The sequence below is a fragment of the Micromonospora sp. WMMD734 genome (genome assembly GCF_049178975.1).
Taxonomy (GTDB): domain Bacteria; phylum Actinomycetota; class Actinomycetes; order Mycobacteriales; family Micromonosporaceae; genus Micromonospora; species Micromonospora wenchangensis.
In genome coordinates, this window is record NZ_JBMHMK010000001.1 from 1594317 (window position 1) to 1618216 (window position 23900).

Genomic DNA, 23900 nt, shown 5'->3' on the forward strand with positions numbered 1-23900 from the left:
GCTTGCGTGGGTTGATCAAGAGGTTTGCGTCAGCCGGAAGATCATCGGTGACGCAAACCTCTTGATCGACAGGGTCGGCGCGGCGGACGCCGGGCGGGCACGGGGCAGGGGTGGGGTGGGGTGGGTCAGTTGTAGGGCATGGTGGGGAACCAGCCGACGCCGAAGATCGACGGCACCCGCAGGTCCCAGTAGACGACGGTGAACACGCCGAGCGCGACCAGCAGGGTCCCGGTCACCAGCGCCGAGCGGGCCGGATCGGTCATCCAGCGCAGGAAACCACCCCGGGTGACCAGCACGATGACGACGAAGAGCAGCGTGACCACGACGATGTTGCCCAGCGACTGGAGGGTGAACGCCGCCGCACCGTACACCGGGTTGCCGGTCTCCACCGCCCAGTGGAACAGCTTGTTGAACAGCGGATACGGCCGCCCGATCAGGAAACCGCCGATCAGCGCCCCGATCAGCACCACCCGGGCCACCGGCCGGCGGGCGAACACGTCGGGCACCAACCCGAGGGCGCTGAGCCCGAGCAGGGCCAGCACCAGGCCGATCACCCCGAACACCACCGACGACTGGATCAGCCGTACCGGCATGCCGCCGACCGTGTCGGTGGACAGTTGCGGCAGACCGTCGCCGATCAGCACCCCCACCGCGCCGTACGTGGCGGAGACCGCGACCATCCCCAGCGCCAACCAGCCCACCGGCCGCAGCAGCGACCGCAGGTGGTGACGCAGCTGGTTCGAGGTCCCCGCCTGGCTCAACGGCCCGACCGAGGCGACCATCGCGATGTTGCAGGCGGTGAAGGTGCCGGCGAACCCGGAGACGAAGGCGAACAGCAGGCCCGCTCCGGTGCCGCCGATCGCCGTCGCCTTCGCGTCGTGGCCGAGCAGGTTGTTGGCCACCGTGTCACCGATGACCGAGTCGACGAACTCGAACGACCAGAGCACCGCCAGCAGCACGCCGGCGACGGCACTGACCAGCGCGGCGGTGCCGTGCCGGGTGGGTGCCGGTGATGCCAGTCGCACCGGCGTCGGCGACCCCGGCAGGCTGGGGGACTCGGGATTTTCTCGTAGGGCCATCGTGCCTCGTCTCTGCCGATCCGGGCGGGTCCACGGTCAACCGCAGGCCACCCGACCGGGCCGATGACCCGACCGGGCCGGGCACCCGACCCGTGGGGTCCGCGGGCTCTGACGGGTGACGCCGTACCCGCCGGGCAGCGACCGCCGCCCGCTCACAGCATGCCGAGGTGTACCCCTGCGGTCTTATCCGTGCGTGCTGATTTCGGCGGGCCGGGGCAGCGCCCGGGAGCCGGTCAACACCCGCGCCACCACCGACGGGACGAGCAGCCGGTGCGGCGGGTCGACCAGGTTGAGCACCCGCAGGAACGCCGCGCCCAGCACCGGGTCGGCGGTGGCGGCGGCGTGCAGCCGGTGCACGTAGGCGTTGGTCAGCCGGACCTGCGGCGACCGTGGGCCGGGGACCCCGGGGAACCGCAGGTCGGTGCCGACCGCGATGGACCACGGCATGTCGATCACCCGGGCGGCGCGCCGGAAGAACCGCCGGGCCGGGGCGGACGGCCCGGCGGGCAGCAGCCGGGCCAGCTCGACCGCCTGCAACGCGGCGACCGTGATGCCCTGCCCGTAGATCGGGTTGAAGCTGCACAACGCGTCGCCGAAGACCAGGTATCCGGCGGGGAAGTCGCGCAGCCGCTCGTAGCGGCGGCGGACGCTGGCCGGGAAGCGCATCCGGGCCGGCGTGCCGAGCGGGCGGGCCTGCCGCAGCAGCGCGCCGATCTCCGGTGCCGGCAGGCTGTCGGCGTAGGCGAGCAGACCGGCGTCGTCGAGCGGCGGTTCCTCGCCGAACATCCCACTGAGCGCCACCGCGAACCGGTCCTGTTCCTGCACCGCCACGATCCCGCCCCGGGAGCGGCCGGGCACCGCGTTGGTGAGGACGCCGAGCAGCCCGTCGAGCTGCTGCGGTTGACGTTGGTAGAGCCTGGTGACGTAGGTCAGCCCGACCGGCACCTGTTCCTCCGGTGCGGGGCGGTAACCGAGTTCCGCCAGCCACACCGGGCTCCGGGTGCCCCGCCCCCCGGCGTCGACCACCAGTTCGGCGGAGAGCTCCCGGGTGGTGGAGGGGCCGTCGGCCCGGCGGTGCACGCGTACGCCGGTGACGCGTCGCCGGTCCGGCGTGGTGGTCAGGCCGGTGACCTCGTGGCCGGGCAGGACGGTCACCCCGGGCAACGCGGTCACCCGGTTGCGGATGACCTGCTCCAGCAGGGGGCGGCCCACCCCGACGGCCAGCAGCCCGGACGTCGCCTGCCGCATCCGGTAGCCGTCGTTGTACCAGCGCACCTGGCCGTGCAGGTCGACCAGAGGAGCGCCGAGCGCGGTCAGCTCCCCGGTGACCCCGGGCAGCAGCTCCTCCAGCACCTGTCGACCCCGGTCCAGCAGCACGTGCAGCTGCCGGCCCTGCGGCACCCCGCGGCGGCTGGCGGCCTGCTCGGGCAGGGGGTCCCGGTCGACCAGGGTGACCCGGCCGTAGGTCGCGCTGAGCACGCGGGCGGCCAGCAACCCGCCGATGCTCGCGCCGACCACCACCGCACCGTCGGTCGCCATGTTCTGACTCTAGGTGTACGGGTGCCGCCCTGTCGTCTCGTAACGTGCGCAACATCGACCATTGACGTGGTCTGGCTGCCGGGACCGCCCGGTCTACTACCGGGCCTACCGTGACCCGGCCGACCGGACGGCCGGCTACGAGTACTACCGCGCCTTCGACACCGACATCGCCGACAACCGGGCCCAGGCCCCGGCCAAACCGGTGACCCTGCCGGTGCTGGCGAGGGGTGCGGCGTTCTCCTTCGGCCCCGGGGTGGCCGCCTCCTACCGACAGGTCGGCACCGACGTGCGGCAGGTCGTCGTACCGGACTCGGGCCACTGGGTTCCGGAGGAGAATCCGCAGTTCCTCGTCGACTGCACCAGGCTGTTCCTCGGCCTGCCGGGTGCGCCCGCCCCGCCTCCGGCGCTCGCCGGCTGCGCCGCCTGAGCCACCGCCGCCTGAGCCACTGCCGGCCACGCCTGGTCCGTCGTCGGATGCCCCGTACCCCCCGCGGGGCACCCGGCGACGGGCCGCCCGGGTCAGGCCAGCGCGTCGAGCGCGGCCAGGTCCGCCGGGGTCAGCCGTAGCCGGGCGGCCGCCATGTTCTCCTCCAGGTGCCGTACCGAGCTGGTGCCGGGAATGACCAGCATCGTCGGCGAGTGGGCCAGCAGCCAGGCGATGGCGATCTGCGCGCGGGTGACGCCGTGCCGGTCGGCGACCCCGTCGACGGTACGCCGTTGCGCGGCGCTGAAGTCGGGCCCGAGCGGCAGCGGCGGCCGCCCGTGCCGGGCACCGAGCATCCCCGCCCCCAGCGGGAAGTACGGCACGAAGGCGATGTCCTCCTCGACGCACCGCCGCAGCACGTCGTGGCACTCCCGGTCGAGCAGGTGGAACCGGTTCTGCACGGCTGCGATCGGGATCGTCGCCCGCGCCTGGTCGAGCTGCCTGACGGTGACGCCGCTGAGCCCGACGGCGCCGATCAGGCCCTCGTCGCGCAGCCGCACCATCATCGCGAACGACTCGGAGAACCGGACGTCGCCCGGGCGCAGCAGCCCGTCCCCGCCGACGCGCAGGTAGACCAGTTCCAACCGGTCCCGGCCCAACCGGCGCAGGTTCTCCTGCACCTGCCGGCGCAGCTGGTCGGGCGCCCCGGCGGGCACGAAGTCGCCCCACCTGTCGCGCACCACCCCGATCTTGGTGCCGATCACCAGGTCGTCGGGGTACGGGTGCAGGGCCTCGCGGATCAGGTCGTTGGCCACGTGCGGGCCGTAGAAGTCGCTGGTGTCGAGGTAGTTGACCCCCAGCTCGACCGCCCGGCGCAGCACGGCCAGCGCGCCCGCGTGGTCGTCCGAGGGGCCGAAGGAGCCGGGGCCGGGCAGTTGCATGGTGCCGAAGCCCAACCGGTTGACGCTCAGCTCGTCGCCGAGCCGGAGCCGGCCGGCCTCCGGCGCGAGCCTGTCCGACAGTGTCACCCTTGCTCCCCTCGGGGGGACGCCGCACCCCGCGACGCCCGTGTGTGCGGGCTGCCCGCCCGGCGGGGGACACCCGCCGTCCGTCGGCCATCCTCGCGGACAACGAGGACGGCATCGCGCAGGTCGACGCAGCGTGTCGCCGCTCGGGTCACCCTGGGTGAGTGCGGGTGCGGTACGGGTGGCTCAGGTCAGCGCAGCGGGCGCGGTCCGAAGTCGAGTGCCCGGTCCACGCCGATGTGGAAGAACCAGCAGGCGGCCACGAGCGCCAGCGGCGTCCACCCGGCCGCGTCGAGGGCGTGCGCGAGGCCGTACCCGGCGAGCAGGACGAACGGGGCGACGTAGGTGTGCCCCAGGTTGTAGACGACCGCGCCGACGTGGTGGTCGACGGCGTAGCCGAGCATCGACAGGTCGAAGACGAGGAACAGGGCGAACAGCCACCACCAGGCGAAGCCGGTCAGCACGACGAGGACGACGGCCGCCACGGCGACGGCCGCACCCTCGACACGGTAGAGGACGGGCACCGGGGTGGCCGGTGGTGGGGTGCGGGCGGGCCCGGCCCTCATCGGCCCTTCCAGTTCTCCAGGGCGGACACGACGCTGTCGACGGCCCGTTCGTAGCTGCGTTCCAGGTCGGCGGAGAGCGCGAACGCACCGGCAGTCTCCAGACTGACGAAGCCGTGGATGACCGTGCGCAGCAGCCTGGTGGCGTCGACCGCGTCGTCGCCGAGCAGCCGGTAGCCGGCGAGCACCCGGTAGACCACCTGGACGGCGGCGTCGCTGACCTGCTGGTCCTCGGCGTCGGCGGGGTCCGGCGCCCGTACGGTCATCGGGTACTGCACCGGGTTCTGCCGCGCCCAGCTGCGGTAGGCGGTGGCGAGGCTGCGGACCGCGTCGTCGCGGGCCCGGCCGACGCACGCCTCGGCGAGCGTCGCGGACAGGTCCGCCTTGGCGCGGAGCATGATGCCCCGGCGGAGTCCCGGGAGGCCGTCGATGTGCTTGTAGAGCGACGGGACGCGGACGCCGAGGCTCTCGGCGAGCGCGGCGAGGGTCAGCTCGTCGTGCGGGCGCGCTTCGAGCAGGTACGCGCCGCGTGCGACGACCGCGTCGGTGGTGAGGCCGGCCCTAGGCACGGGTGCTGATCCGGGTGAGGAAGTCGAGCACCGCGCCGGTGGTCCGTTCGGGCTGCTGAGACTGCGGGTAGTGGCCGGCGTCGGGCACCATGACCACCTCGCCGTGCAGGGTCTCGCCGATCCATGCCGCCTCGGCCGCCGGGTCGGTGAAGTCGGGGTCGCGTTCACCCATGACGACCAGCACCGGGGTGTCCACCTCGGTGAGTCGTGCCTCGGCGGGCCGGTGGTCGGTCTGCCGCGCGGTGCGGGAGAACGCCGCGCCGTGGCCGGGCTGGCGGAGCTTGGCGACGACGGCCGCCCGGTACTCGGCGAAGTCGGCCGGTTTGGCACCGGCGTAGAGGGTGGGCAGGTAGGCCTTCCAGACGGCTGCCACCCAGAGCGGGGACGTCAACAGGTGGAACAGGGCCCGCATGCCGGGGGCCTGTCGGGGGTTTCGGACGAACGGCCCGATGAGCACGAGCCCGCGGACCTGCCCGGGGTGCTCGGCGGCGACGATGACCCCGGCGCCGGCGGCCAGCGAGTTGCCCACGATGACGGCCGGCCGGCCGAGCTCGTCGATCAGGGCGCTGACGTCGGAGGCGGTCTCGGGGTCGCCGTAGGAGGCGAAGGTGGTGTCGCTGTCGCCGTGGCCGCGCAGGTCGGTGGTGGCCACCGTGTAGCCGGCGGCGGCCAGGGCCGGGGCGAGGAACCGGTACGACGAGCGCAGCTCCGCCATGCCGGGGACGAGCACCACGAGGGGGCCGTCGCCCTGGAGGTCGTAGGCGATTCGGCCCTCGGGGCGGTGCAGGTAGCGGGTGGGTGGGCGGGCGCTGCTGCGGGCGTCGGTCATGACGCTAGCCTAGCTAGCTCAAAAGCTAATCGCAATAGCTTTCCCGGGTGGGGTGACCTCCGACGCCCGCTCCCACCAGGGGATCACGTCGCACCGGGCCGGCGTGCGGGAATCGGCGACCCCCGCACGCCCGCAGGCTCTCGAACCGGACCGACGGCACGACGACCACCGGACCCCCCGGACGGTCGGCGACGGGTCACAACCGGACCAGACCACCATCGGCCATGATCGTCTGCCCGGTGACGAAGGCGGCGTCGTCGCTGGCCAGGAAGGCCACCGTGCCGACCACGTCCTGCGCCTCACCGGGCCGCTTGATCGCCTGCATCGCCGCCACGTGCTCCTGCGCCGCGCCGGCCATCGGACTCTCCGCCAGCCCGGGGGTACGCGACAGCGTCGGCCCGACCGCGTTGACCGTGATGCCGTACGAGGCGACGTCGCTGGCGAGCGCCCGGGTGAACCCGATCACCCCCATCTTGCTGGCCATGTAGTGGGTGAACCCGGGTAGCGCCAGGCCGACCGAGTTGGAGGTGAGGTTGACGATCCGCCCCCACCGCACCCGGCACATGTGGTCCAGCACCGCCTTGGTCATCAGGAACTGTGAGTCGAGGTTGACCGCCAGCACCCGCCGCCACGCCTCGTACTCCAGCTTGAAGATGTTCTTGGCCGGATAGATGCCGGCGTTGTTGACCAGGACGTGGCAGCCGCCCATCCCCGCGGTGATCTCCGCGCCGATCCGGGCCACGTCGTCGGGGTCCGAGACGTCCCCGGTGATGCCGAGGGCCTTGCGCCCCTCACCCTCCACCAGCGCCACCGTCTCGACCGGGTCGGCCAGATCCACCGCCACCACGTCCATGCCCCGGCGGGCCAGGCCCTGACAGATCGCCTGCCCGATGCCCCGCCCCCCGCCGGTCACCACGGCGATCCGGGTATCCGTGTCGGCCATCAGCCCCACCCCTTCGCCGTGGCGTCCTGCTCGTCGACGACCGCCCGGGACCGCCCGGTGGCCAGCCGCAGCGCACCCGACGGGCAGAGGTCGACCGCGACCCGCGCCTGCCCGGCGTCGTCCGGTTGCCGGCGCAGCAGCACCCGGCCGTCCTCGCTCTGGTCGAACAGTTCCGGGGTGGACAGCACGCACTGCCCGGCGCCGATGCACAGGCCCCGGCTCACCACCAGCGTCGTCGGTTCCTCGGTGCCCACCTGGTCGCCCCCACTCACCGCAGCCTCCCTCACCAGGTCACCGGCAGCCGGTCCAGGCCGTAGATGTTCGACTCCTTGCGGAACGGCAGGCCGTCGAGCTCCTCGGCCAGCCGCAGCCCGGGGATCCGGGCGAACAGGGTACGGAACACGATCTCCAGCTCGGCGCGGGCCAGGTTCTGCCCGATGCACTGGTGGATGCCGTAGCCGAAGGCCATGTGGTGCCGGGCCCCCCGGCGGACGTCCAGCACCTCGGCGTCGGGGAACACGTCGCTGTCCCAGTTCGCCGAGGCGAACGACAACAGCAACCCGTCACCGGCCCGGACGGTCACCCCGCCGACCTCGATGTCGGCGGTCGCCACCCGGGGCAGCGCGTCCACGACCGTGAAGTAGCGCAGCAACTCCTCCACCGCCAGGCCCATCGCCGCCGGGTCACCGGTGACCTCGGCGAGCTGGTCGGGGTTCTCCAACAGTCCGGCCACCCCGAGGGAGATCATGCTGGCGGTGGTCTCGAAACCGGCCACCAGCAGCAGCATCGCCAACCCGACGAGCATGTCGTGGTCGAACAGCGGGGTCTGCCGGTTCTGCACCACCAGCCGACCCAGCAGGTCGTCGGTCGGCTCGGCCTCCTTCGCGCTGACCAGCCGGTCCACGTAGGCCCGCAACTCGCTGCTGGTCTGCTGCCGCTGCTCGGCGGAGACCGTCCGGCGCAACTGGGCGTCGGCGCTGCGGACGATCAGGTCGCGGTCCTCGTACGGCATGCCGAGCAGCTTGGTGATCATCGAGGCGGGGACCGGCAGCGCCAACGCGGCGACCAGGTCCACCGGTTTCGGCCCGGCCAGGATCGCGTCGATGCACTCGTCGACGGTGCGCTGGATGTGCGGACGCATCTCCTGCGCCCGGCGCAGCGTGAAGTCACCGATCAGCATCCGCCGCTGCGGGCCGTGCTCCGGCTGGTCGAGCCCGATCAGTGAGCGGCCGACCGCGGCGATGTTGCGTCGGGTCTGCGGGGTCACCGGCTCGGTCAACGGCAGGTTCGGGTGGAACCGGTTGGCGCTCACCCGCGGATCGGTCAACAACCGACGGACGTCGGCGTAGCGGGTGACCAGCCAGGCGAGCTGCCCGTCCGGCACCCGGACCCGGCTGACCGGCGCCTCGGCGCGCAATCCGACGTACTCGGGGGCGGGGGCGAACGGGCAGGTCCGGGGCATCGGGAAGTCGGGTGTCTCCCCGGTGGACGCCGCATCGGCGGCGTATGTGCTGTTGACGGTCATCACGGTCCTCTCGGTGTGTGGGTCGGTGGCCCCGGACGGCGGCCCGGCCCCCGGAACCGACCCGGAACCCGGCGTCGACCGGGGACGCGTCGGGGTGGCACGGGCCGGCTCATCCCGGGTGCCGGGCGAGGTGGGCGAGCAGCGCCGCGGAGAGCCGGTCCGGCACCTCCTCGGGCACCCAGTGCGACACCCCGTCGAAGGTGAGGAACTCGTACGGGCCCTTCACCCAGGCGCCGGTGCCGTGCGCGGCGACCGGGCCGACGCCGATGTCGTCGCTGCCCCAGACGTACAGCGTCGGCACCTCGACCGGCCCGGCCTCGACGTCCTCCGGCCGGGTCGCCCGGTACCAGTTCAGCGCGGCGGTCAACGCGCCGGGCGCGGTCAACCGGTCCAGGTACGTGGCCAGCTTCACCGGCCCCGCCGCGCCCAGCATCCGGCGCAGGAACGCGGCGTCGTCGGCCAGCAGCATCCCCTCGGCCTGCCCCGGCTGCCGGAACATCGCCAGGTACGCCGAGCGGCGCTGCTGGTCGACGTCGGTGGCCAGCGCGTCGGCGAACGGCCGGGGATGCGGCACCGACACGGCGGTGAAGGTGCGCAGCAGCTCCGGGTGCCGGTCGGCCACCGCCCAGCCGATCGCCGCCCCCCAGTCGTGCCCGACCAGGTCGAACCGGTCCCAGCCGAGCTGCCCGGCGAGCGCGACGACGTCGGCGACCAGGGTGTCCATCCGGTACGCGTCGACCTCGTCGGGGCGCACCCCGGGGGAGTAGCCGCGCTGGTCGGGCGCGACGGCGTGGTAACCGGCCGCACCCAGCGCCGCGAGCTGGTGCTCCCACTCGACGGCACCCTGCGGGAAACCGTGCAGCAGCAGCACCCCCCGGCCGTCGGCGGGACCGGCGCTCAACGCGTCGAAGGTGCCGGCGTCGGTGGTCAACCGCAGCGACCCGGTCATACCGGCCGCCCGGCCCGCGCGGCGGCCACGTCCCGGTACTGGTCGACCAACCGGTGCAGCGCCGGGACCAGGTCGTTCGGGGTGGGCAGGCCGGCCACCTGGGTCCGCAGCCGTTCGGCGTTCGCCTTGAACGACGGGTCCTTGAGTACCCGGGCCAGATCCTCGGCGAGGGCCTCGGAGGTGAGGTGGTCGGCGTCGGCGACGAACCGGCCGGCGCCCTGCTGTTGCAGGCCGTTGGCGTGGGCCAGCGGCCCCCACCACTGGAACCCCCAGTGCGTCCCCGGAATGATCAACTGCGGAACGGCCTGCTCGATGGCGGTGGCGAAGGTGCCCGCCCCGCCGTGGTGCACGATCGCCGCGCAGCTCGGCAGCAGCATCGCCAGCGGCACGAAGTCGACCACCCGGACGTTGTCCGGCAGCTTCGGGATCGTGGCGAGCTGCTTGGCGTTGAACGTGGCGATCACCTCGGCGTCCAGCCCGCTCACCGCGTCCAGCAGGTCGGCGGCCGGAGCCTCCGTGCCGCGCCCGTTGCGGTGCGACTCGCCGAGGGTGAGGCAGATCCGGGGCCGCTGCTGCGGCTCGCGCAACCAGTCGGGGATCCGGGCCGGCGGGTTCACCGCGATGTGCCGCACCGGCACCAGGTGCAACCCGTCGGGCTGGTACTGCCACGGCGGCATCGGGTCGATGGTGAAGTGCCCGACGGCGACGTCCTCGTCGAACCGGGTGCCGTAGCCGCCCAGCACCCGGTCCAGCCAGTCGCGCAACGGGTCACCCTGGTCCCGGGCGGCGCGGCGCAACTGGGTGATCCCGTCCGGGCCCATCATCATCCGGGCGTGCGGCACCCCGCAGACGGTGGCGGCGGCCGGCGCGGCGTACACCATGGAGTCCCAGACCACCAGGTCGGGCCGCCACGAGGCGATCAGCGCGACCAGGTCGGCGATCATCTCGTCGGTGGAGAACAACGCGAAACCCCAGGACGCCCGGGACAGCTTCTCCAGCGGATTGTCCCGGGGGAAGTCCTGCTGCAACGGCATCTCCTGGCGTTCACCGGGCGCCATCACCACCGGGGGCGCCTCGCCGGGGCGTACCCCGGGGTAGAAGGCCGGCATCTCCGTGCGCGTCCGACCCACCTCGACCGGGACGAACCCGGCCGCGATGATGGCGTCGGCGATCTCGGGCTGGCTGGCGACGCGGACGTCGTGTCCGGCCGTGCGCAGCGCCCACGCCAACGGCGTCATGATGTGCAGGTGCGCCTTGTTGGCGTGCGGCACGAAGAGCACTCTCATCCGGTCTCCTCAGCTCGGTGTGGCTCGGCAGGGCGGAGGGTGACCGGCACCCGGGCACGGTGCTGCGCCCCCCGTCGACCTCCTCCCCACCATGATCTCGGCCCCGGCGGGCCCGGACATCTCCATACATGCCCTTTCGTCGGCGGCGACCGGGCATCGTCGAAGTAGGCAACCCCCACTGAGCTGTCCATACTCGACGCACAGGCGGCCCCGTCCGACGCACCGGCCGCCCGCCGGTCGGATGCCCGACCCGCCGGTGTCGCCACCGTTGCGGTCACGCCGCACCCCGCCGCCCGGCCACCGCCCCGCCCGGCCCCTCCCTGCCCGTACGACGAAAGGGACACCCATGTTCGCCGACGCCGACCCCGCCCTGATGGAACCCCGCGACTTCGCCCGACTGGTCACCGCCACCCCGGTCGACGAACTGCGCCGGGTGATGGGCGGCCCGCACCGCCGCACCATCCTCGACGGCATCTTCGTCCGGATGCCGACCCTGTTCCGCGCCGACCGGGCCGGCAGCACCGAGGCCGTCCTGCACTGGAGCGTCGGCGACCGGCGCGAGGGCACGGTGGACACCTACGAGATGGTCATCGCCGGAGGTGAGTGCGTGCTGTCGGAGCGGCCGGACCGCGAACCCCGGCTCACCCTGACCCTCAGCGACATCGACTTCCTGAAACTGGTCAGCAGCAACGCCAACCCGGTCACCATGTTCGTGCTGGGCCGGATGAAGGCCAAGGGCGACCGGGGGCTGGCCATGCGCATCCCCACCCTGTTCGACATTCCGAAGCCCTGACCGGACACGGGGGCGGGGGCGCACCCGGTGCGCCCCCGCCCCCGTGTCACCCCCCACCCGCCCCCGTCGACGGGCGGCGGGTGGCCGGGCCGCCCCACCGGCCCGGCCGGTGGGTCAGCCGGCGAGCCGGCGGCCGACGTCCTCGCGGAGCTGCTTCTTGTTCACCTTGCCGACCGCCGTGAACGGCAGCTCGTCGACGGTCACCAGCAGCTCCGGCAGCTTGAACGCGGCCACCCCGGCCCGCTGCATCACCGCCCGTACGTCCTGCAGGGCCACCGTCCGGCCGGGCTGCGGCACCACGTAGAGGCAGACCCGCTCACCCAGCTCGGCGTCCGGCATGGCGACCGCGGCGGCCAGGCTCACCGTGTCGAGCTGGTAGGCGAAGTTCTCCACCTCCTCGGCGGAGATCTTCTCGCCACCCCGGTTGATCAGGTCCTTGTCCCGACCCTCGATGACCAGGTTCCCGTCGGGCCGCAGCCGGACGATGTCCCCGGTGTTGTACCAGCCGTCGACGAACGCGCGCGCGGTCAGCTCCGGCGACCGGTAGTAGCCGCGCGGCGTGTACGGCCCCCGGGTCAGCAGCACCCCCGGCTCGCCGGGCGGCACCGGCCGGCCCTCCTCGTCGACCAGCCGCAGCTCGTCGTCGGGGCAGATCGGCCGGCCCTGGCTGTGGCACACCACGTCCTGCGGGTCGTCCGGGCGGGTCAGGCAGAGCAGCCCCTCCGCCATGCCGTAGACCTGCTGGAGATCGCAGCCGAGCACCGGCGTCACCCGCTGGGCCACCTGGTCGGCCAACCGGGAGCCGGCGACCTGGACCCGGCGCAGCGAGCTGAGGTCCCGGTCCGGGTCCTTCTCCCGGTACTCCAGCCAGCGCTGCACCGCGGCGGGCACCAGCGAGGTGAAGGTGGCCCGTTCCCGCTGCACCGCCTCGAACGCCCGCTCCGGCGCGGGCGACGGCAGGATCACCACCCGGCCGCCGGCCAGCAGCGTGCCCAGGATGCCCGGCCCGGCCATCGGATAACCGTGCGCCAGCGGCAGCACCGCCAGGTAGACAGTCGTCGCGTCCACCTCGGACAGTTCGGCGGCACGACGCATCATGTAGCCGTAGTCGTCGTGGGTCCGGGCGATCAGCTTCGGCACCCCGGTGGTGCCGCCGGAGAGCAGGAACAGGGCGACCGCCGAACCGGCGGGCGCGGCGGCGTCGAGCGCCGACCGGGCCGCCGCCGGATCGTCCGCCGGCCGGCACAGCCGCCGCAGGTCGACACTGTCCGCGCGGACGTCCGCCCCGGCGACCAGCACGTGCCGCAGGGTCGGCGCGTCGGCGGCCACCCCGTGGGCCAGCGCCTGGTGGTCGAACTCCTTCAACACATCCGGTACGACCAGCGCCCGCGCCCCGGTCAACGCCACGATCGCGGCGATCTCCTGCCGCCGGTGCGCCGGCAGCGCCATCACCGGGACCGCGCCCAGCCGGAAACAGGCCACCGTCAGCACGACGAACTCCCAGCAGTTGGGCAGCTGCACCACCACCCGGTCGTCGGGACGTATCCCCAGGTCCCGCAGGCGCTCGGCGGCACCGTCGGCGCGGGCGGTCAGCTCGGCGAAGGTGAGGCGTACCGGGCCGTCGACCAGGCACGTGGCGGTGGGGTCGGCGTCGGCGGCGGCGTACAGGTACGCCCCGAGCGGCCGGCCCGCCCAGTAGCCCTGGTCGGTGTACCGCGCCACCAGCTCCGGCGGCCACGGCACGGTCCCGTCGAGGGTAGGTCGGGTCGCTTCTGCGGACATGTCGGGCCCTCCCGATCCGATCGGTCGACACGGCGCACCGGCGTCGGAGCCCGGGCGGCGCGACGCGAAATCGTGTGTCGAACTCGCGGGGAAACCGTACGGAGGCGTGCCGCCGAGTTCCTTCTCCCGCATTGCGCTATTGCCCGCCCCGGCATTAGCGGAGGTCACCGCCGGTCCTGCGGGCCGTCCGCCGGCCGGGACGATCGCACTCAGGAAGGTGCCCCCCCGATCGGCCAAGGAACAGGATGTTTCGCAGTTGAGGTCAGCGTCCGGACCTGACCGTCACCGCGACATTTCCGAAGGACAGCGACCACCGCATCCGGCTGTGTTCCGGATGCGGTCGGCGATGTGGAGAGGAGCCTGGACGTGAGCCAGGATGGGGAATTTTCTGACGCCGTGGCCATTGTCGGAATGAGCTGCCGGTTCGCCCCTGACCTTGACTCGTTGGAGAAGTTCTGGGCATTTCTCATCGGTGGTCGACATGCCGTGAGCGCCATGCCCGACAAGCGGTGGGAACCGTACGCCTCGACCAGCCCCCAGGCCACCGCGATCCTGCGGAAGACGACCCGGCTGGGCTCATTCCTCGACGACATCGAGGGATTCGACGCGGACTTCTTCGGCATCTCTCCCCGGGAGGCGGACTTCCTCGACCCGCAGCAGCGGATCGTGTTGGAGTTGGCCTGGGAGGCGCTGGGCAACGCGGGTGTGCCGCCGTTGTCGCTGCGCGGTTCGGACGCCGGTGTCTTCGTGGCGGCCAATTCCAACGACTACGGCCGTCGGCTGCTGGAGGACATCCCGCGCACCGGCGCCTGGGCGGTCAACGGCACCACCTACTACGGCATCGCCAACCGCATCTCGTACTTCCTGGACCTGCGCGGGCCCAGCATGGCGGTGGACACCGCCTGCGCCGGTTCGCTCACCGCGCTGCACCTGGCCTGCCAGAGCCTGCGCGAGGGCGAGATCCCGTTGGCCGTCGTCGGTGGGGTCAACATCATGGCCAGCCCGACCCTGTTCGTCGCCCTGGACGCGGCCGGGGCGACCGCCCCGGACGGGCGCAGCAAGGCGTTCGCCGCCGACGCCGACGGCTACGGCCGGGGTGAGGGTGCCGGCGTGGTGGTGCTCAAGCGGCTGGCCGACGCCCGCCGCGACGGCGACGAGGTGCTCGCGCTGATCCCCGGCAGCGGGGTGTTCCAGGACGGCCGTTCCGACGGCATGATGGCGCCCAACGGCTCGGCCCAGGAGCACATGCTCCGGGTGGCCTACGAGCGGGCCGGCATCGACCCGGGGTCGGTGCACTACGTCGAGGCGCACGGCACCGGCACCCCGGTCGGCGACCGGGAGGAGGCCAAGGCGCTGGCCGCCGTCTTCGGCGCCGGGCGGCCCGCCGACGAGCCGTGCCTGGTCGGCTCGGTGAAACCCAACATCGGTCACGTCGAGGCGGGCTCGGGCATCGCCGGTGTGATCAAGGCGGTGCTGGCGCTGCGGCACGCGGAGATCCCGCCGAGCCTGCACCGCGAGCCGAACCCGGACTTCGACTGGGCCGGTTCCGGGCTGCGCCTGATCGGTGAGCGGTCGCCCTGGCCGGCCGGTGACGGTCCGCGTCGGGCCGGCGTGTCCAGCTACGGCGTCGGCGGCTCCATCTCGCACGTCATCCTCCAGGAGGCGCCGCCCGCCCCGACCGCCGCCGCCGGGGCCACGGCCACCGACGCGGCGGCCGGCACGGTGTCGGTCGAGACCACCGCCGGCACCCGGGCGTCGGTGTACCCGCTCTCGGCGATGTCCGAGGCCGGGGTGGCGGCGCTGGCGGCGCGGACCGCCGACTGGCTGACGGAGCACCCGGGGGCGTCCCTGCCGTCGGTGGGGCACACCCTGGCGCACCGCCGCTCGCACCTGCCGCAGCGGACCGCCGTGCTGGCCGCCTCGCCCGGGGAACTCGTCGAGCGGCTGCGGGAGGTGGCCGACGGCCGTACCACCCCGCAGGTCGCCCGGGGCCGGACGGTGGCCGACCCGGCCCCGGTGGTCTGGGTCTTCTCCGGGCACGGCGCGCAGTGGACGGGCATGGGCCGGCAGTTGCTGCGCGACGAGCCGGTCTTCGCCGCCGCCGTGGACGCGCTGGCCGAGGTGTTCCGCGAGGAACTCGGCTGGACCCCGCGCGAGGCGCTCACCGCCGGTGGGCCGTGGACCGGCGTCGAGGTGCAGGCGTTGACCTTCGCCACCCAGGTCGCCCTGGCGCAGACCTGGCGGTCCCGGGGGCTCACCCCGGCCGCCGTGATCGGGCACTCGGTGGGGGAGATCGCCGCCGCGGCCGTCGCCGGCAGCCTGGACGTGCTGGCCGCCGCCCGGTTCGCCTGCCGGCGGGCGCGCGCCCTGGAGCGCCTTCAGGGCCAGGGCGGGATGGCCATGGTCGGGCTCGGCTTCGACGAGGCCCGGCAGCGGCTCGCCGGTCAGGTCGGCGTGGTCGCCGCCATCTCGGCCAGCCCCACCTCCACCGTGCTCTCCGGGGACCGGGAGGCCGTCGAGCAGATCGTGACGCACTGGCGCGAGGAGGGGGTGGCGGTGTGGCGGGTCGACACCGACATCGCATTCCACAGCCCGCACGTGGACGCGGCGGTGGCCGAGGTCGCCGCGGCGGCCGGCGCGCTGCACCCCGAGACGCCCCGCACCCCCCTCTACAGCACCGCGCTGACCGACCCCCGGTCGACCGCGGCGCGCGACGGCGCGTACTGGGTGGCGAACCTGCGTGAGCCGGTGCGCTTCACCGCCGCGGTGACGGCGGCGGTCACCGACGGGTACCGGGTCTTCCTGGAGGTCTCCACCCACCCGGTGGTCACCCACTCCATCGGGGAGACCCTCGCCCACCTCGGTGTCGAGGACGCCACCGTCGTGCACAGCCTGCGCCGTGACACCGACGAGGACAACGCCCTGCTGGCCGGCCTGGCCCGGCTGTACTGCGCGGGCGCGGCGGTGGACTGGGCGCGGCTGCACCCGACCGGCTCGCTGCTGCCGATGCCCTCGGTGGCCTGGCAGCACCGGCCGTACTGGATCTTCCCGGAGGCCCGGGTCGAGTCCGGTCCCGGCGGTGGGCACGACCCGGAACGGCACAGCCTGCTCGGCGGCCGGATGACGGTCTCCGGCGCACCGCCCCGGCAGGTCTGGCAGACCTACCTGGACATGTCCTCGCGGCCCTACCCGCTCGACCACGAGGTGGTCGACGTCGAGATCACCCCGGCCGCCGTGCTGATCAACAGCTTCGCCCTGGCCGCCGGGGAGGACGGCCGACTGCCCGCGCTGGCCGACATCGTGCTGCGGACGCCGCTGGCCGTCGCGCCGCCCCGGGTGGTGCAGATCGTGCTGTCGGAGAACACCGCCCGGCTGGCCACCCGGGTCGCCCCGCAGGACGGCGCCCCCGTCGTCGACGACGAGGAGTACGAGTGGATCACCCACTCGACGGCGACCATCGACTGGAGCACCGAACTGGTCGACGGCCGGGTGGACGCCGACGAGGTGCGGGCCCGGTGCCCGCAGGAGTGGTCCTGGCAGCGGGTCGACGAAATGTTCCGCCGGATGGGCGTCGGTGGCTACGCGTTCCCCTGGGACGTGGTGGAGTTGCGCCGCAACGACGAGGAGCAACTCGCCGACATCGTCATCGTGCCGCCGCCGGCGCAGACCGCCACCAGTTGGGCGCACGTCATCGACGGCGCGCTGACCATCAGCGCGGTGCTGGTCACCCCGGAGTACGCCAGGCACCAGTGGATGTCCTCGCACATCGAGTCGGTGGTCTTCAAGGGGGAACCACCGGCCCACATCACCGTCCACTCGGTGCGCTCCCCGCGCTCGCCGCAGGACACCGTCGACGTGCAGGTGGCCAACGAGCACGGCGAGGTCGTCTGCCAGGTGCGCGGCCTGCGGTTCTCCGCCATCTCGGACACCGACAGCGCGGTGGCCGCCCCCCGCGAGCTGGTGCACGAGGCGGTCTGGCGGCCGCTGGACCTCGACGTCGACGGCACCGCCACCGACCTGTCCCGGGTGGTCGTCGTCGGTGACGACGCCGCCGCCGGTGACCTGGCCGGGGCGCTGGCCGACGCCGGGCTGCCGACGGTGCGGGTGGACGGCCCGGACGAGCTGGCCACGGTCGGTCTCACCCCGCGCGACGCGGTCCTGGTCGCGCCGGGCGTCGGTACCGCCGACGAGTCGGCCGAGCAGGCCGCCGAGCGGTGCGGCTGGACGTTGATCCGCAGCGCCCAGGTGTTGATCGAGGTGCAGGCGGCCGGGGGTGACCCGGCGGCGCCGCAGCCCCGGCTGTGGTGCCTGACCCGGGGTGTCCGGCAGGCGGTGGGGGAGCGGTCGCTGGCCCACGCGCCGCTGTGGGGCATCGCGCGGATCTTCGCCGGGGAGCACCCGGACCTGTGGGGCGGGGTCGTCGACCTCGCCGACGACGCCGACGTCCCCGCCGCCGTGGTCGCGACGGTGCTGCGCCGGCTCACCGGCGACGAGGACATCGTCTCCGTCGACGGTGGCGGTGCGGTGGCGGTGCAGCGGCTCGCCCAGGTCGAGCGGCCCGCCGACGGCACCGCGTTGCAGTGCCGGCCGACCGACACCTACCTGATCACCGGTGGGCTCGGCGCGCTCGGGCTGATGGTGGCCCGGTGGCTGGCCGACCGGGGGGCGAGGCGCATCCTGCTCGCCGGCCGCCGGGGTCTGCCGCCGCGCGCCGACTGGGACGGCGACCACGACGTGCGGACCCGCCGGCAGATCGACGGGGTGCTGGAACTGGAGGCGCTCGGGGTGACCGTCCGGACCCTGGCGTTGGACATCACCGACCCGGTGGAGGTCGCGGCGGCGCTCGACCCGGCCTCGCACGGCATGCCTGCGGTACGCGGCATCGTGCACGCCGCCGGCGTGGTGCGCGACGCGATGGTGGACAAGGTGGACCGCGAGGGGCTGCACGACGTCCTCGGGCCCAAGGTGAACGGGGCGATGGTGCTGCACCGCCTCTTCCCCCCGGGCACGCTGGACTTCTTCGTGATGTTCTCGTCCTGCGGGCAGTTCACCAGGCTGACCGGGCAGACCACCTACGCGGCGGCCAACTCGTTCCTGGACGCCCTCGCGGCGCACCGGCACGCCGACGGCCACACCGAGACGACCAGCCTCGGCTGGACGTCCTGGCGCGGGGTGGGCATGTCCGAGTCGATCTCGTCGACCATGCTGGAGGCCAACTCGCGCGGCCTGGACGCGATCTCGGTGACCGAGGCGTTCCGGGCCTGGGCCTTCGCCGACCGGTTCCACAGCCCGTACCATGCGGTCCTGCGGGTGCTGGCGCCGACGACCAACGCCCCCCGGCTGCCGATGCTGCGGGAGCTGACCGCGACCCGTTCGACCACCGAGGCCGGCACCGGCCAGACGTTCAGCGTCGACTGGGCCGACACCCCGGAGCAGGAGCTGCGCGAACTGGTCACCGCCGACGTGCGGGAGCAGGCCGCCGCCGAGCTGAGCCTGGCCGCCGAGGACCTGGAGCTGCGTCGGCCGCTGGTCGAGCTGGGGGTGGACTCGGTGATGACGGTGGCGCTGCGGGTGCGTCTGCAGGGCCGCTACGGCCTGGAACTGCCGCCGAACATCCTGTGGAACAAGCCGACCATCGCCGCCCTGGCCGACCACATCGTCGACAGTCTGCGCCCCGCGGAGCCGGCCGACGACGACCCGGCCGACGACCCGGCCGCGCTGCGGGTGGGCTGACCCCCACCTGCGGCGATCCCGCCGTACCCCGGCCGGTGCACCCACCGGCCGGGGTACGGCATTCCCCTGTCCGGCCGACGGAAACGGATTCTCGGAAACGGTCTTCGACATCGCAATCGGGGAGATGTCAGCGCTGTCGCACCGCCGGAGGATAGGGGACGGACGGACCGTTCGGGGGTGAATGTGTCCACTGTCCGCAGTAGTCACAGGAGAGGAAGCGACCACGATGTCCACTGGTACCCAGGTGGCTCCGGCCATTGACGGAGAAAAGGCGCTCGACGCGTATTACGGGTCGTTCACCAGCGCTCAGGAAAAGGAGGTCCTCACCGTTCCGTTGCGGCTGGTTGAGGCCTGGTCCCGCAACGACGCCGCCGGGGTGGCGAATGCGTTCACCGAGGACGGCGTGATGATCCTGCCCGGGGACGTGTTCAAGAAGGGCCGCGACGAGATCCGCGCGTTCATGGCCGCCGCGTACGCCGGGCCGTTCAAGGGCACCGGCGTCACCGGCCGGCCGGTCGACGTGCGGATCATCGCCGACGACGCCGCCCTGATCCGTACCCACGGTGGCATCCTCGCCGCCGGCCAGACGGAGATCGCGGAGGAGTTGGCCGTGCGCTCCACCTGGGTCGTCGTCAAGCGGGACGGCCAGTGGCAGCTCGCCGGCTACCAGAACAGCCCGCGCGGCGCCGGCGCGACGCTGCGCTGGTGACCGGGCATCCACTCGGACAGGAGGAGGCAGCATGAGCACCGAGGGCGCGTCGCTCGTGGCCGGCGCCAAGCAGTGGGCCTCGTACTACGGTGACTTCCCCAACGGGGTGGAAGGGGCGGTGCTGACCGCGCCGCTGCGCTGCCGGGCGGCGTGGGACGCCAACGACGCCGAGGGGTTCGCCTCCCTCTTCATCGACAACGGCAGCATGCTCGTCGGCGACAACCAGCTGATGAGCCGCGACGAGATCCGGACGTACCTCGGCGAGCTGTTCGCCGGACCGTACAAGGGCTCCCGGCTGACCCTGGAGTTCAGCGAGATCCAGGTCGTCTCGGAGTCGATGGCGCTGGCCGTCAGCGTCGGCGGGGTCGTCTACGCCGACGCCGACGCCCTCGCTCCGGCCGACAACCTCCGGATCATGTGGGTCGTCGTCAAGCGGGACGGCGACTGGCGGATCGCCTCCTACCAGAGCAGCCCGATCACCGGCTGAACCCGGCTCCGGCCAGAGCCGGAGCGGGCAGCGGGCCGGCCAGGGCCGGAACGACGAAGGGGTCGTTCCGGCCCTGGACGACGAGAGGAGAAGAGGGACCGATGACCACGACCATGGCACCCTGGGGGGACGCCTCGGCGCTGCTGGCCGCCGCCGGCGTCCCCGAGGACCCGTCCTACTACCGGGGGTACACCGACGCCGACGAGCGGGCGGTGTTGACGGTGGCCATGCGCATCCAGGCGGCCTGGGCGGCCAACGACGCCGACATGTTCGCCGACGTGTTCACCGACAACGGCAGCCTGTTGATGCGCGACGAGCAGCTCACCAGCCGGGAGGAGATCCGGGCGTACATGTCCCGGGGCTTCGCCGGGCCGCTGCGGGGCGCCCGGGTGAAGGGTTGGCCGGTCGAGGTCACCTTCCTCACCGACGACGTCGCCCTGGTGGTGACCGAGGGCGGCATCATCATGGCCGGCCAGGACGACATCGCGCCGGAGAACTTCATCCGGGCCACCTGGGTGATGCTGCGCCAACCCGACGGCCAGCTCCGGCTGGTCTCGCACCAGAGCAGCCCGATCAGGGGCTGACGCCGGCGCGGTCGACGACGACCGCCCGACCGCCGGGGTCGTGGTGACGACGGGATGCCGATCACGGTCACCACGGCCTCGGGGCACGCCCGGTGGGGACCGCCCGGTCCCCGCCGGTGGCGCGGTGACCCGCGACGACAACCGAGAACCTGACCTTGGAGGGTGCAGTGGTGTACGACTACGTCATCGTCGGCGCGGGATCAGCGGGGTGTGTCCTGGCCGCCCGGCTCACCGAGGACCCCGACGTCACGGTGTGCCTGATCGAGGCGGGTCCCCGGGACACCGCCGACAACATCCACGTCCCGGTGGCCTTCGGCACCCTGTTCCGCACCGCCCTGGACTGGGACTACGACACCCACGAGGAGCCGGCGCTGGGCCGGCGGCGGGTCTACCTGCCCCGGGGCCGGGTGCTGGGCGGCACCAGTTCGATCAACACGATGGTCTACATCCGGGGCGCGCGTGGCGACTTCGACGGCTGGGCGCAGCCCGGCTGGGACTTCGACGACCTGCTGCCGTACTTCAAGCGGTCCGAGGACAACGAGCGTGGGGCGTCGGTCTACCACGGGGTCGACGGGCCGTTGGCGGTCTCCGAGGGGCGGGCCAACAACCCGATGTCGTCGGCGTTCGTCCAGGCGGCCACCGAGGCCGGCTACGCGGTCAACGACGACTTCAACGGCGCCACCCAGGAGGGCTTCGGCTTCTTCCAGCTCACCCAGCGCGACGGCCGTCGGGAGAGCACCGCGACCGCGTTCCTGCACCCCGTCCTGGACCGGCCCAACCTGACCGTGGAGACCAACGTCCACGTGCACCGGGTGCTGATCGAGAACGGCCGGGCGGTCGGGGTGACCGGCACCCGGCTGGACGACACGCTGACCGTCAGTGCGTCGCGGGAGGTCATCCTCGCTGCCGGGGCGTACAACTCGCCGCAGCTGCTGATGCTCTCCGGGGTCGGCCCGGCCCCGCTGCTCGGCGCGCTCGGCGTGCCGGTGCTGCTGGACCAACCGCAGGTGGGGCAGAACCTCCAGGACCACGCGCTGATCCCGCTGGTCTACACCCACTCGCAGCCGATCAGCCTGCTCGCCGCCAACCAGCCCGAGCACCTGCAGCGCTTCATGGCCGAGGGCCGTGGCCCGATGACGGCCAACGGGCCGGAGGCCGGCGGCTTCGTGCGGACCCGCGACGACCTGACCGCCCCGGACGCGGAGTTCCTGGCCGCGCCGGTGATGTTCGCCGACAGCGGGCTGGGCACCCCCACCCACCACTCGATCTCGTACGGCCCGTCGATGATCGCCCCGCGCAGCCGGGGGTACGTGCTGCTCGCCTCGGCCGACCCGACCGCCAAGCCGAAGATCGTGCACAACTACTTCCAGGACGAGCGCGACCTCGACGACGCGGTGGCGGCGACCCGGATCGGCATCCGGATCGCGCAGCAGAAGGCGCTGGCCCCGTACACCGAGGGGCAGTTCGCCCCGCCGGCCTCGGACTCCGACGAGGACCTGCGGCACTACGTCAGGCAGTACGCGCACTCGATCTTCCACCCGGCGGGCACCTGCGCGATGGGCACCGTGGTCGACGAGCAGTTGCGGGTCAACGGGCTGGAGGGGCTGCGGGTGGTCGACGCCAGCGTCATGCCCACCCTGGTCCGGGGCAACCCGAACGCCGCCGTGATCGCCATCGCGGAGAAGGCGGCGGACCTGATCGCCGGGGTCGCGCCGCTGCCCCGGCAGGCCGAGGCGGTCGCCCGGTGACCGCCTGCCCCGTTGTTCGTCCCGGTGGACGGCGTCCCGTCCGTCGACCGTACCCGTGCACAGGAGGAGTGAGATGACCAGCGCGACCGAGGCCCCCCCGAGGGACGAACTGGTACGCCGCGCCAGCGGGCTGGTGCCGCTGCTGCGCCAGCACGCGAGCTGGCAGGAGGAGAACCGGCGGCTGCACGACGAGACGGTCGAGGCGTTGGCCGACGCCGGCCTGTTCCGGATGCGGGTGCCGCGCCGCTACGGCGGGTACGAGTCGGACACCCGCACCCTGCACGAGGTGATGGTGGAGTTGGGCCGGGGCGACGGGTCGGTGGCCTGGACGGCGTCGGTGTGGGCGATCCCCGGCTGGATGGTCGGGATGTTCCCCGACGCGGTGCAGGACGAGGTCTACGCCACCCCCGACGTGCGGATCTGCGGGACGTTGAGCCCGTCGGCCAGCGGCACCCCGAAGCCCGGCGGCGGGATGGTGCTCAACGGCAGCTGGAGTTTCATCAGCGGCGCCCTGCACAGCCACTGGCAGGAGGTCATCGCGATGGCCCCCGCCCCGGACGGGGTGAACCAGTGGCCGGTGATGGCCCTGGTGCCGCTGTCCGACCTGGAGATCGTCGACGACTGGTACACCGCCGGCCTGCAGGGCTCGGGCAGCATCACCACGGTGGCCCGGGACGTGTTCGTGCCGCAGGAGCGGATCGTGCCGATGCCCGCGGTGCTCCAGGGGCAGAGCGCCTCGGCGCTCAACCGGGACCTGCCGATGTACCGTAACCCGCTGCTCGGGGTGGCGAACGCCTCCTCGGCCGGCACGGTGATCGGGCTGGCCCGGGCGGCCCGGGAGTTCTTCCTGGAGCGGCTGGACCGCAAGATCACCTACACCGACTACGCGACGCAGCGGGAGGCTCCGGTCACCCACCTCCAGCTCGCCGAGGCGACCATGAAGATCGACGAGGCCGAGTTCCACGCCCAGCGGATCACCGACCTGGTCGACACCAAGGGCGTCAGCGGTGAGCCGTGGACGCTGGAGGAGCGGGCCCGCACCCGGGCCGACATCGGGGCGATCTGCCAGCTCGGCCGGGCCGCGGTGGACCTGCTCGGGATGGCCAGTGGTGGCTCGTCGATCCTGCGCCAGGCCCCGATGCAGCGGGTGGTCCGGGACATGTACGCGGTCAACCTGCACGCGCTGATGGTCCCGTCGACGAACCTCGAACTCTACGGGCGGGTGCTCTGCGGGCTGGAGCCCAACTCGCCGTACATCTGAGTGTTGTCCGCCGGACGCGGCGGACGGTGGGAAGAAACGGACCCGCGGCACCGACCGGTGCCGCGGGTCCGC

At 73.1% G+C, this 23900-nt stretch carries 20 protein-coding genes; 8 read left to right on the plus strand and 12 right to left on the minus strand.

Going from position 1 to position 23900, the window contains the following annotated elements; translation table 11 throughout:
* Window positions 1-125: 125 nt before the first annotated feature.
* Window positions 126-1079: a hypothetical protein gene (locus ACN267_RS06480; RefSeq protein WP_421488189.1), complete on the minus strand. Its 954-nt coding sequence runs from the start codon at window positions 1077-1079 to the stop codon at window positions 126-128.
* A 183-nt stretch (window positions 1080-1262) separates the two neighbouring features.
* Window positions 1263-2618, minus strand: a complete 1356-nt coding sequence (locus tag ACN267_RS06485) for an FAD-dependent oxidoreductase (RefSeq protein WP_281896882.1) — start codon at window positions 2616-2618, stop codon at window positions 1263-1265.
* A 61-nt stretch (window positions 2619-2679) separates the two neighbouring features.
* Between ACN267_RS06485 and ACN267_RS06490 the strand changes: the two genes are divergently transcribed.
* Window positions 2680-3045 (plus strand): alpha/beta fold hydrolase, encoded by a 366-nt coding sequence (locus ACN267_RS06490; RefSeq protein WP_421488190.1) that lies wholly within the window; start codon window positions 2680-2682, stop codon window positions 3043-3045.
* Between the two features lie 92 nt (window positions 3046-3137).
* Here ACN267_RS06490 and ACN267_RS06495 read toward each other — a convergent pair whose 3' ends face one another.
* The 9 genes from ACN267_RS06495 to ACN267_RS06535 all read right to left on the minus strand — a co-directional run bounded on the left by ACN267_RS06495 (window position 3138) and on the right by ACN267_RS06535 (window position 10731).
* The gene (locus ACN267_RS06495) at window positions 3138-4070 is read right to left on the minus strand and encodes an aldo/keto reductase (RefSeq protein WP_421488191.1); all 933 of its coding nucleotides are present in this window, start codon (window positions 4068-4070) and stop codon (window positions 3138-3140) included.
* Window positions 4071-4258: 188 nt separating this feature from the next.
* A complete protein-coding gene (locus ACN267_RS06500; protein ID WP_204960453.1) occupies window positions 4259-4633 on the minus strand; it encodes a DUF4260 family protein in 375 nt (124 codons plus the stop codon).
* Window positions 4630-5199, minus strand: a complete 570-nt coding sequence (locus tag ACN267_RS06505) for a TetR/AcrR family transcriptional regulator (RefSeq protein ID WP_204960454.1) — start codon at window positions 5197-5199, stop codon at window positions 4630-4632. Before ACN267_RS06505 ends, ACN267_RS06500 begins: the two co-directional genes overlap by 4 nt.
* Window positions 5192-6028 carry an alpha/beta fold hydrolase gene (locus tag ACN267_RS06510; RefSeq protein WP_204960455.1) on the minus strand — a complete coding sequence of 279 codons (837 nt, stop codon included), beginning with the start codon at window positions 6026-6028 and terminating at the stop codon, window positions 5192-5194. Before ACN267_RS06510 ends, ACN267_RS06505 begins: the two co-directional genes overlap by 8 nt.
* Window positions 6029-6224: 196 nt before the next feature.
* Window positions 6225-6971 (minus strand): SDR family NAD(P)-dependent oxidoreductase, encoded by a 747-nt coding sequence (locus tag ACN267_RS06515; protein WP_204960456.1) that lies wholly within the window; start codon window positions 6969-6971, stop codon window positions 6225-6227.
* The gene (locus ACN267_RS06520; RefSeq protein ID WP_372446011.1) at window positions 6971-7225 is read right to left on the minus strand and encodes a ferredoxin; all 255 of its coding nucleotides are present in this window, start codon (window positions 7223-7225) and stop codon (window positions 6971-6973) included. The genes ACN267_RS06515 and ACN267_RS06520 overlap by 1 nt, the downstream gene beginning before the upstream one ends.
* Window positions 7226-7254: 29 nt before the next feature.
* Window positions 7255-8496 (minus strand): cytochrome P450, encoded by a 1242-nt coding sequence (locus ACN267_RS06525; RefSeq protein ID WP_204960457.1) that lies wholly within the window; start codon window positions 8494-8496, stop codon window positions 7255-7257.
* A 109-nt stretch (window positions 8497-8605) separates the two neighbouring features.
* Entirely contained in the window at window positions 8606-9433 is an 828-nt protein-coding gene (locus ACN267_RS06530; RefSeq protein WP_374760084.1) for an alpha/beta fold hydrolase, read from the minus strand.
* Window positions 9434-9441: 8 nt separating this feature from the next.
* Window positions 9442-10731: a nucleotide disphospho-sugar-binding domain-containing protein gene (locus tag ACN267_RS06535; protein ID WP_204960459.1), complete on the minus strand. Its 1290-nt coding sequence runs from the start codon at window positions 10729-10731 to the stop codon at window positions 9442-9444.
* Between the two features lie 346 nt (window positions 10732-11077).
* Between ACN267_RS06535 and ACN267_RS06540 the strand changes: the two genes are divergently transcribed.
* The gene (locus ACN267_RS06540) at window positions 11078-11524 is read left to right on the plus strand and encodes an SCP2 sterol-binding domain-containing protein (protein ID WP_204960460.1); all 447 of its coding nucleotides are present in this window, start codon (window positions 11078-11080) and stop codon (window positions 11522-11524) included.
* A gap of 114 nt (window positions 11525-11638) precedes the next feature.
* On the opposite strand, the gene ACN267_RS06545 is transcribed toward ACN267_RS06540, so the two are convergent.
* A complete protein-coding gene (locus ACN267_RS06545; protein ID WP_421488192.1) occupies window positions 11639-13306 on the minus strand; it encodes a (2,3-dihydroxybenzoyl)adenylate synthase in 1668 nt (555 codons plus the stop codon).
* Window positions 13307-13702: 396 nt separating this feature from the next.
* On the opposite strand from ACN267_RS06545, the gene ACN267_RS06550 reads away from it, so the two are divergent.
* From ACN267_RS06550 to ACN267_RS06575, 6 genes are all read left to right on the plus strand, one after another.
* Window positions 13703-19039, plus strand: a complete 5337-nt coding sequence (locus ACN267_RS06550; protein ID WP_421488193.1) for a type I polyketide synthase — start codon at window positions 13703-13705, stop codon at window positions 19037-19039.
* Window positions 19040-19265: 226 nt separating this feature from the next.
* Window positions 19266-19748 (plus strand): SgcJ/EcaC family oxidoreductase, encoded by a 483-nt coding sequence (locus tag ACN267_RS06555; protein ID WP_204960463.1) that lies wholly within the window; start codon window positions 19266-19268, stop codon window positions 19746-19748.
* Between the two features lie 31 nt (window positions 19749-19779).
* Window positions 19780-20235: an SgcJ/EcaC family oxidoreductase gene (locus ACN267_RS06560; RefSeq protein WP_204960464.1), complete on the plus strand. Its 456-nt coding sequence runs from the start codon at window positions 19780-19782 to the stop codon at window positions 20233-20235.
* A 101-nt stretch (window positions 20236-20336) separates the two neighbouring features.
* Window positions 20337-20819: an SgcJ/EcaC family oxidoreductase gene (locus ACN267_RS06565; RefSeq protein WP_204960465.1), complete on the plus strand. Its 483-nt coding sequence runs from the start codon at window positions 20337-20339 to the stop codon at window positions 20817-20819.
* 170 nt (window positions 20820-20989) lie between these two features.
* A complete protein-coding gene (locus ACN267_RS06570) occupies window positions 20990-22567 on the plus strand; it encodes a GMC family oxidoreductase (protein WP_204960466.1) in 1578 nt (525 codons plus the stop codon).
* A 73-nt stretch (window positions 22568-22640) separates the two neighbouring features.
* Window positions 22641-23828 (plus strand): acyl-CoA dehydrogenase family protein, encoded by a 1188-nt coding sequence (locus tag ACN267_RS06575; protein WP_204960467.1) that lies wholly within the window; start codon window positions 22641-22643, stop codon window positions 23826-23828.
* Window positions 23829-23900 lie beyond the last annotated feature (72 nt).

Bases quoted from the DNA above. Each gene is read 5' to 3' on its own strand.
- ACN267_RS06480 (WP_421488189.1), bottom strand. From the start codon at position 1,079: ATGGCCCTACGAGAAAATCCCGAGTCCCCCAGCCTGCCGGGGTCGCCG.
- ACN267_RS06485 (WP_281896882.1), bottom strand. From the start codon at position 2,618: ATGGCGACCGACGGTGCGGTGGTGGTCGGCGCGAGCATCGGCGGGTTG.
- ACN267_RS06500 (WP_204960453.1), bottom strand. From the start codon at position 4,633: ATGAGGGCCGGGCCCGCCCGCACCCCACCACCGGCCACCCCGGTGCCC.
- ACN267_RS06510 (WP_204960455.1), bottom strand. From the start codon at position 6,028: ATGACCGACGCCCGCAGCAGCGCCCGCCCACCCACCCGCTACCTGCAC.
- ACN267_RS06515 (WP_204960456.1), bottom strand. From the start codon at position 6,971: ATGGCCGACACGGATACCCGGATCGCCGTGGTGACCGGCGGGGGGCGG.
- ACN267_RS06525 (WP_204960457.1), bottom strand. From the start codon at position 8,496: ATGACCGTCAACAGCACATACGCCGCCGATGCGGCGTCCACCGGGGAG.
- ACN267_RS06535 (WP_204960459.1), bottom strand. From the start codon at position 10,731: ATGAGAGTGCTCTTCGTGCCGCACGCCAACAAGGCGCACCTGCACATC.
- ACN267_RS06540 (WP_204960460.1), top strand. From the start codon at position 11,078: ATGTTCGCCGACGCCGACCCCGCCCTGATGGAACCCCGCGACTTCGCC.
- ACN267_RS06545 (WP_421488192.1), bottom strand. From the start codon at position 13,306: ATGTCCGCAGAAGCGACCCGACCTACCCTCGACGGGACCGTGCCGTGG.
- ACN267_RS06555 (WP_204960463.1), top strand. From the start codon at position 19,266: ATGTCCACTGGTACCCAGGTGGCTCCGGCCATTGACGGAGAAAAGGCG.
- ACN267_RS06560 (WP_204960464.1), top strand. From the start codon at position 19,780: ATGAGCACCGAGGGCGCGTCGCTCGTGGCCGGCGCCAAGCAGTGGGCC.
- ACN267_RS06565 (WP_204960465.1), top strand. From the start codon at position 20,337: ATGACCACGACCATGGCACCCTGGGGGGACGCCTCGGCGCTGCTGGCC.
- ACN267_RS06575 (WP_204960467.1), top strand. From the start codon at position 22,641: ATGACCAGCGCGACCGAGGCCCCCCCGAGGGACGAACTGGTACGCCGC.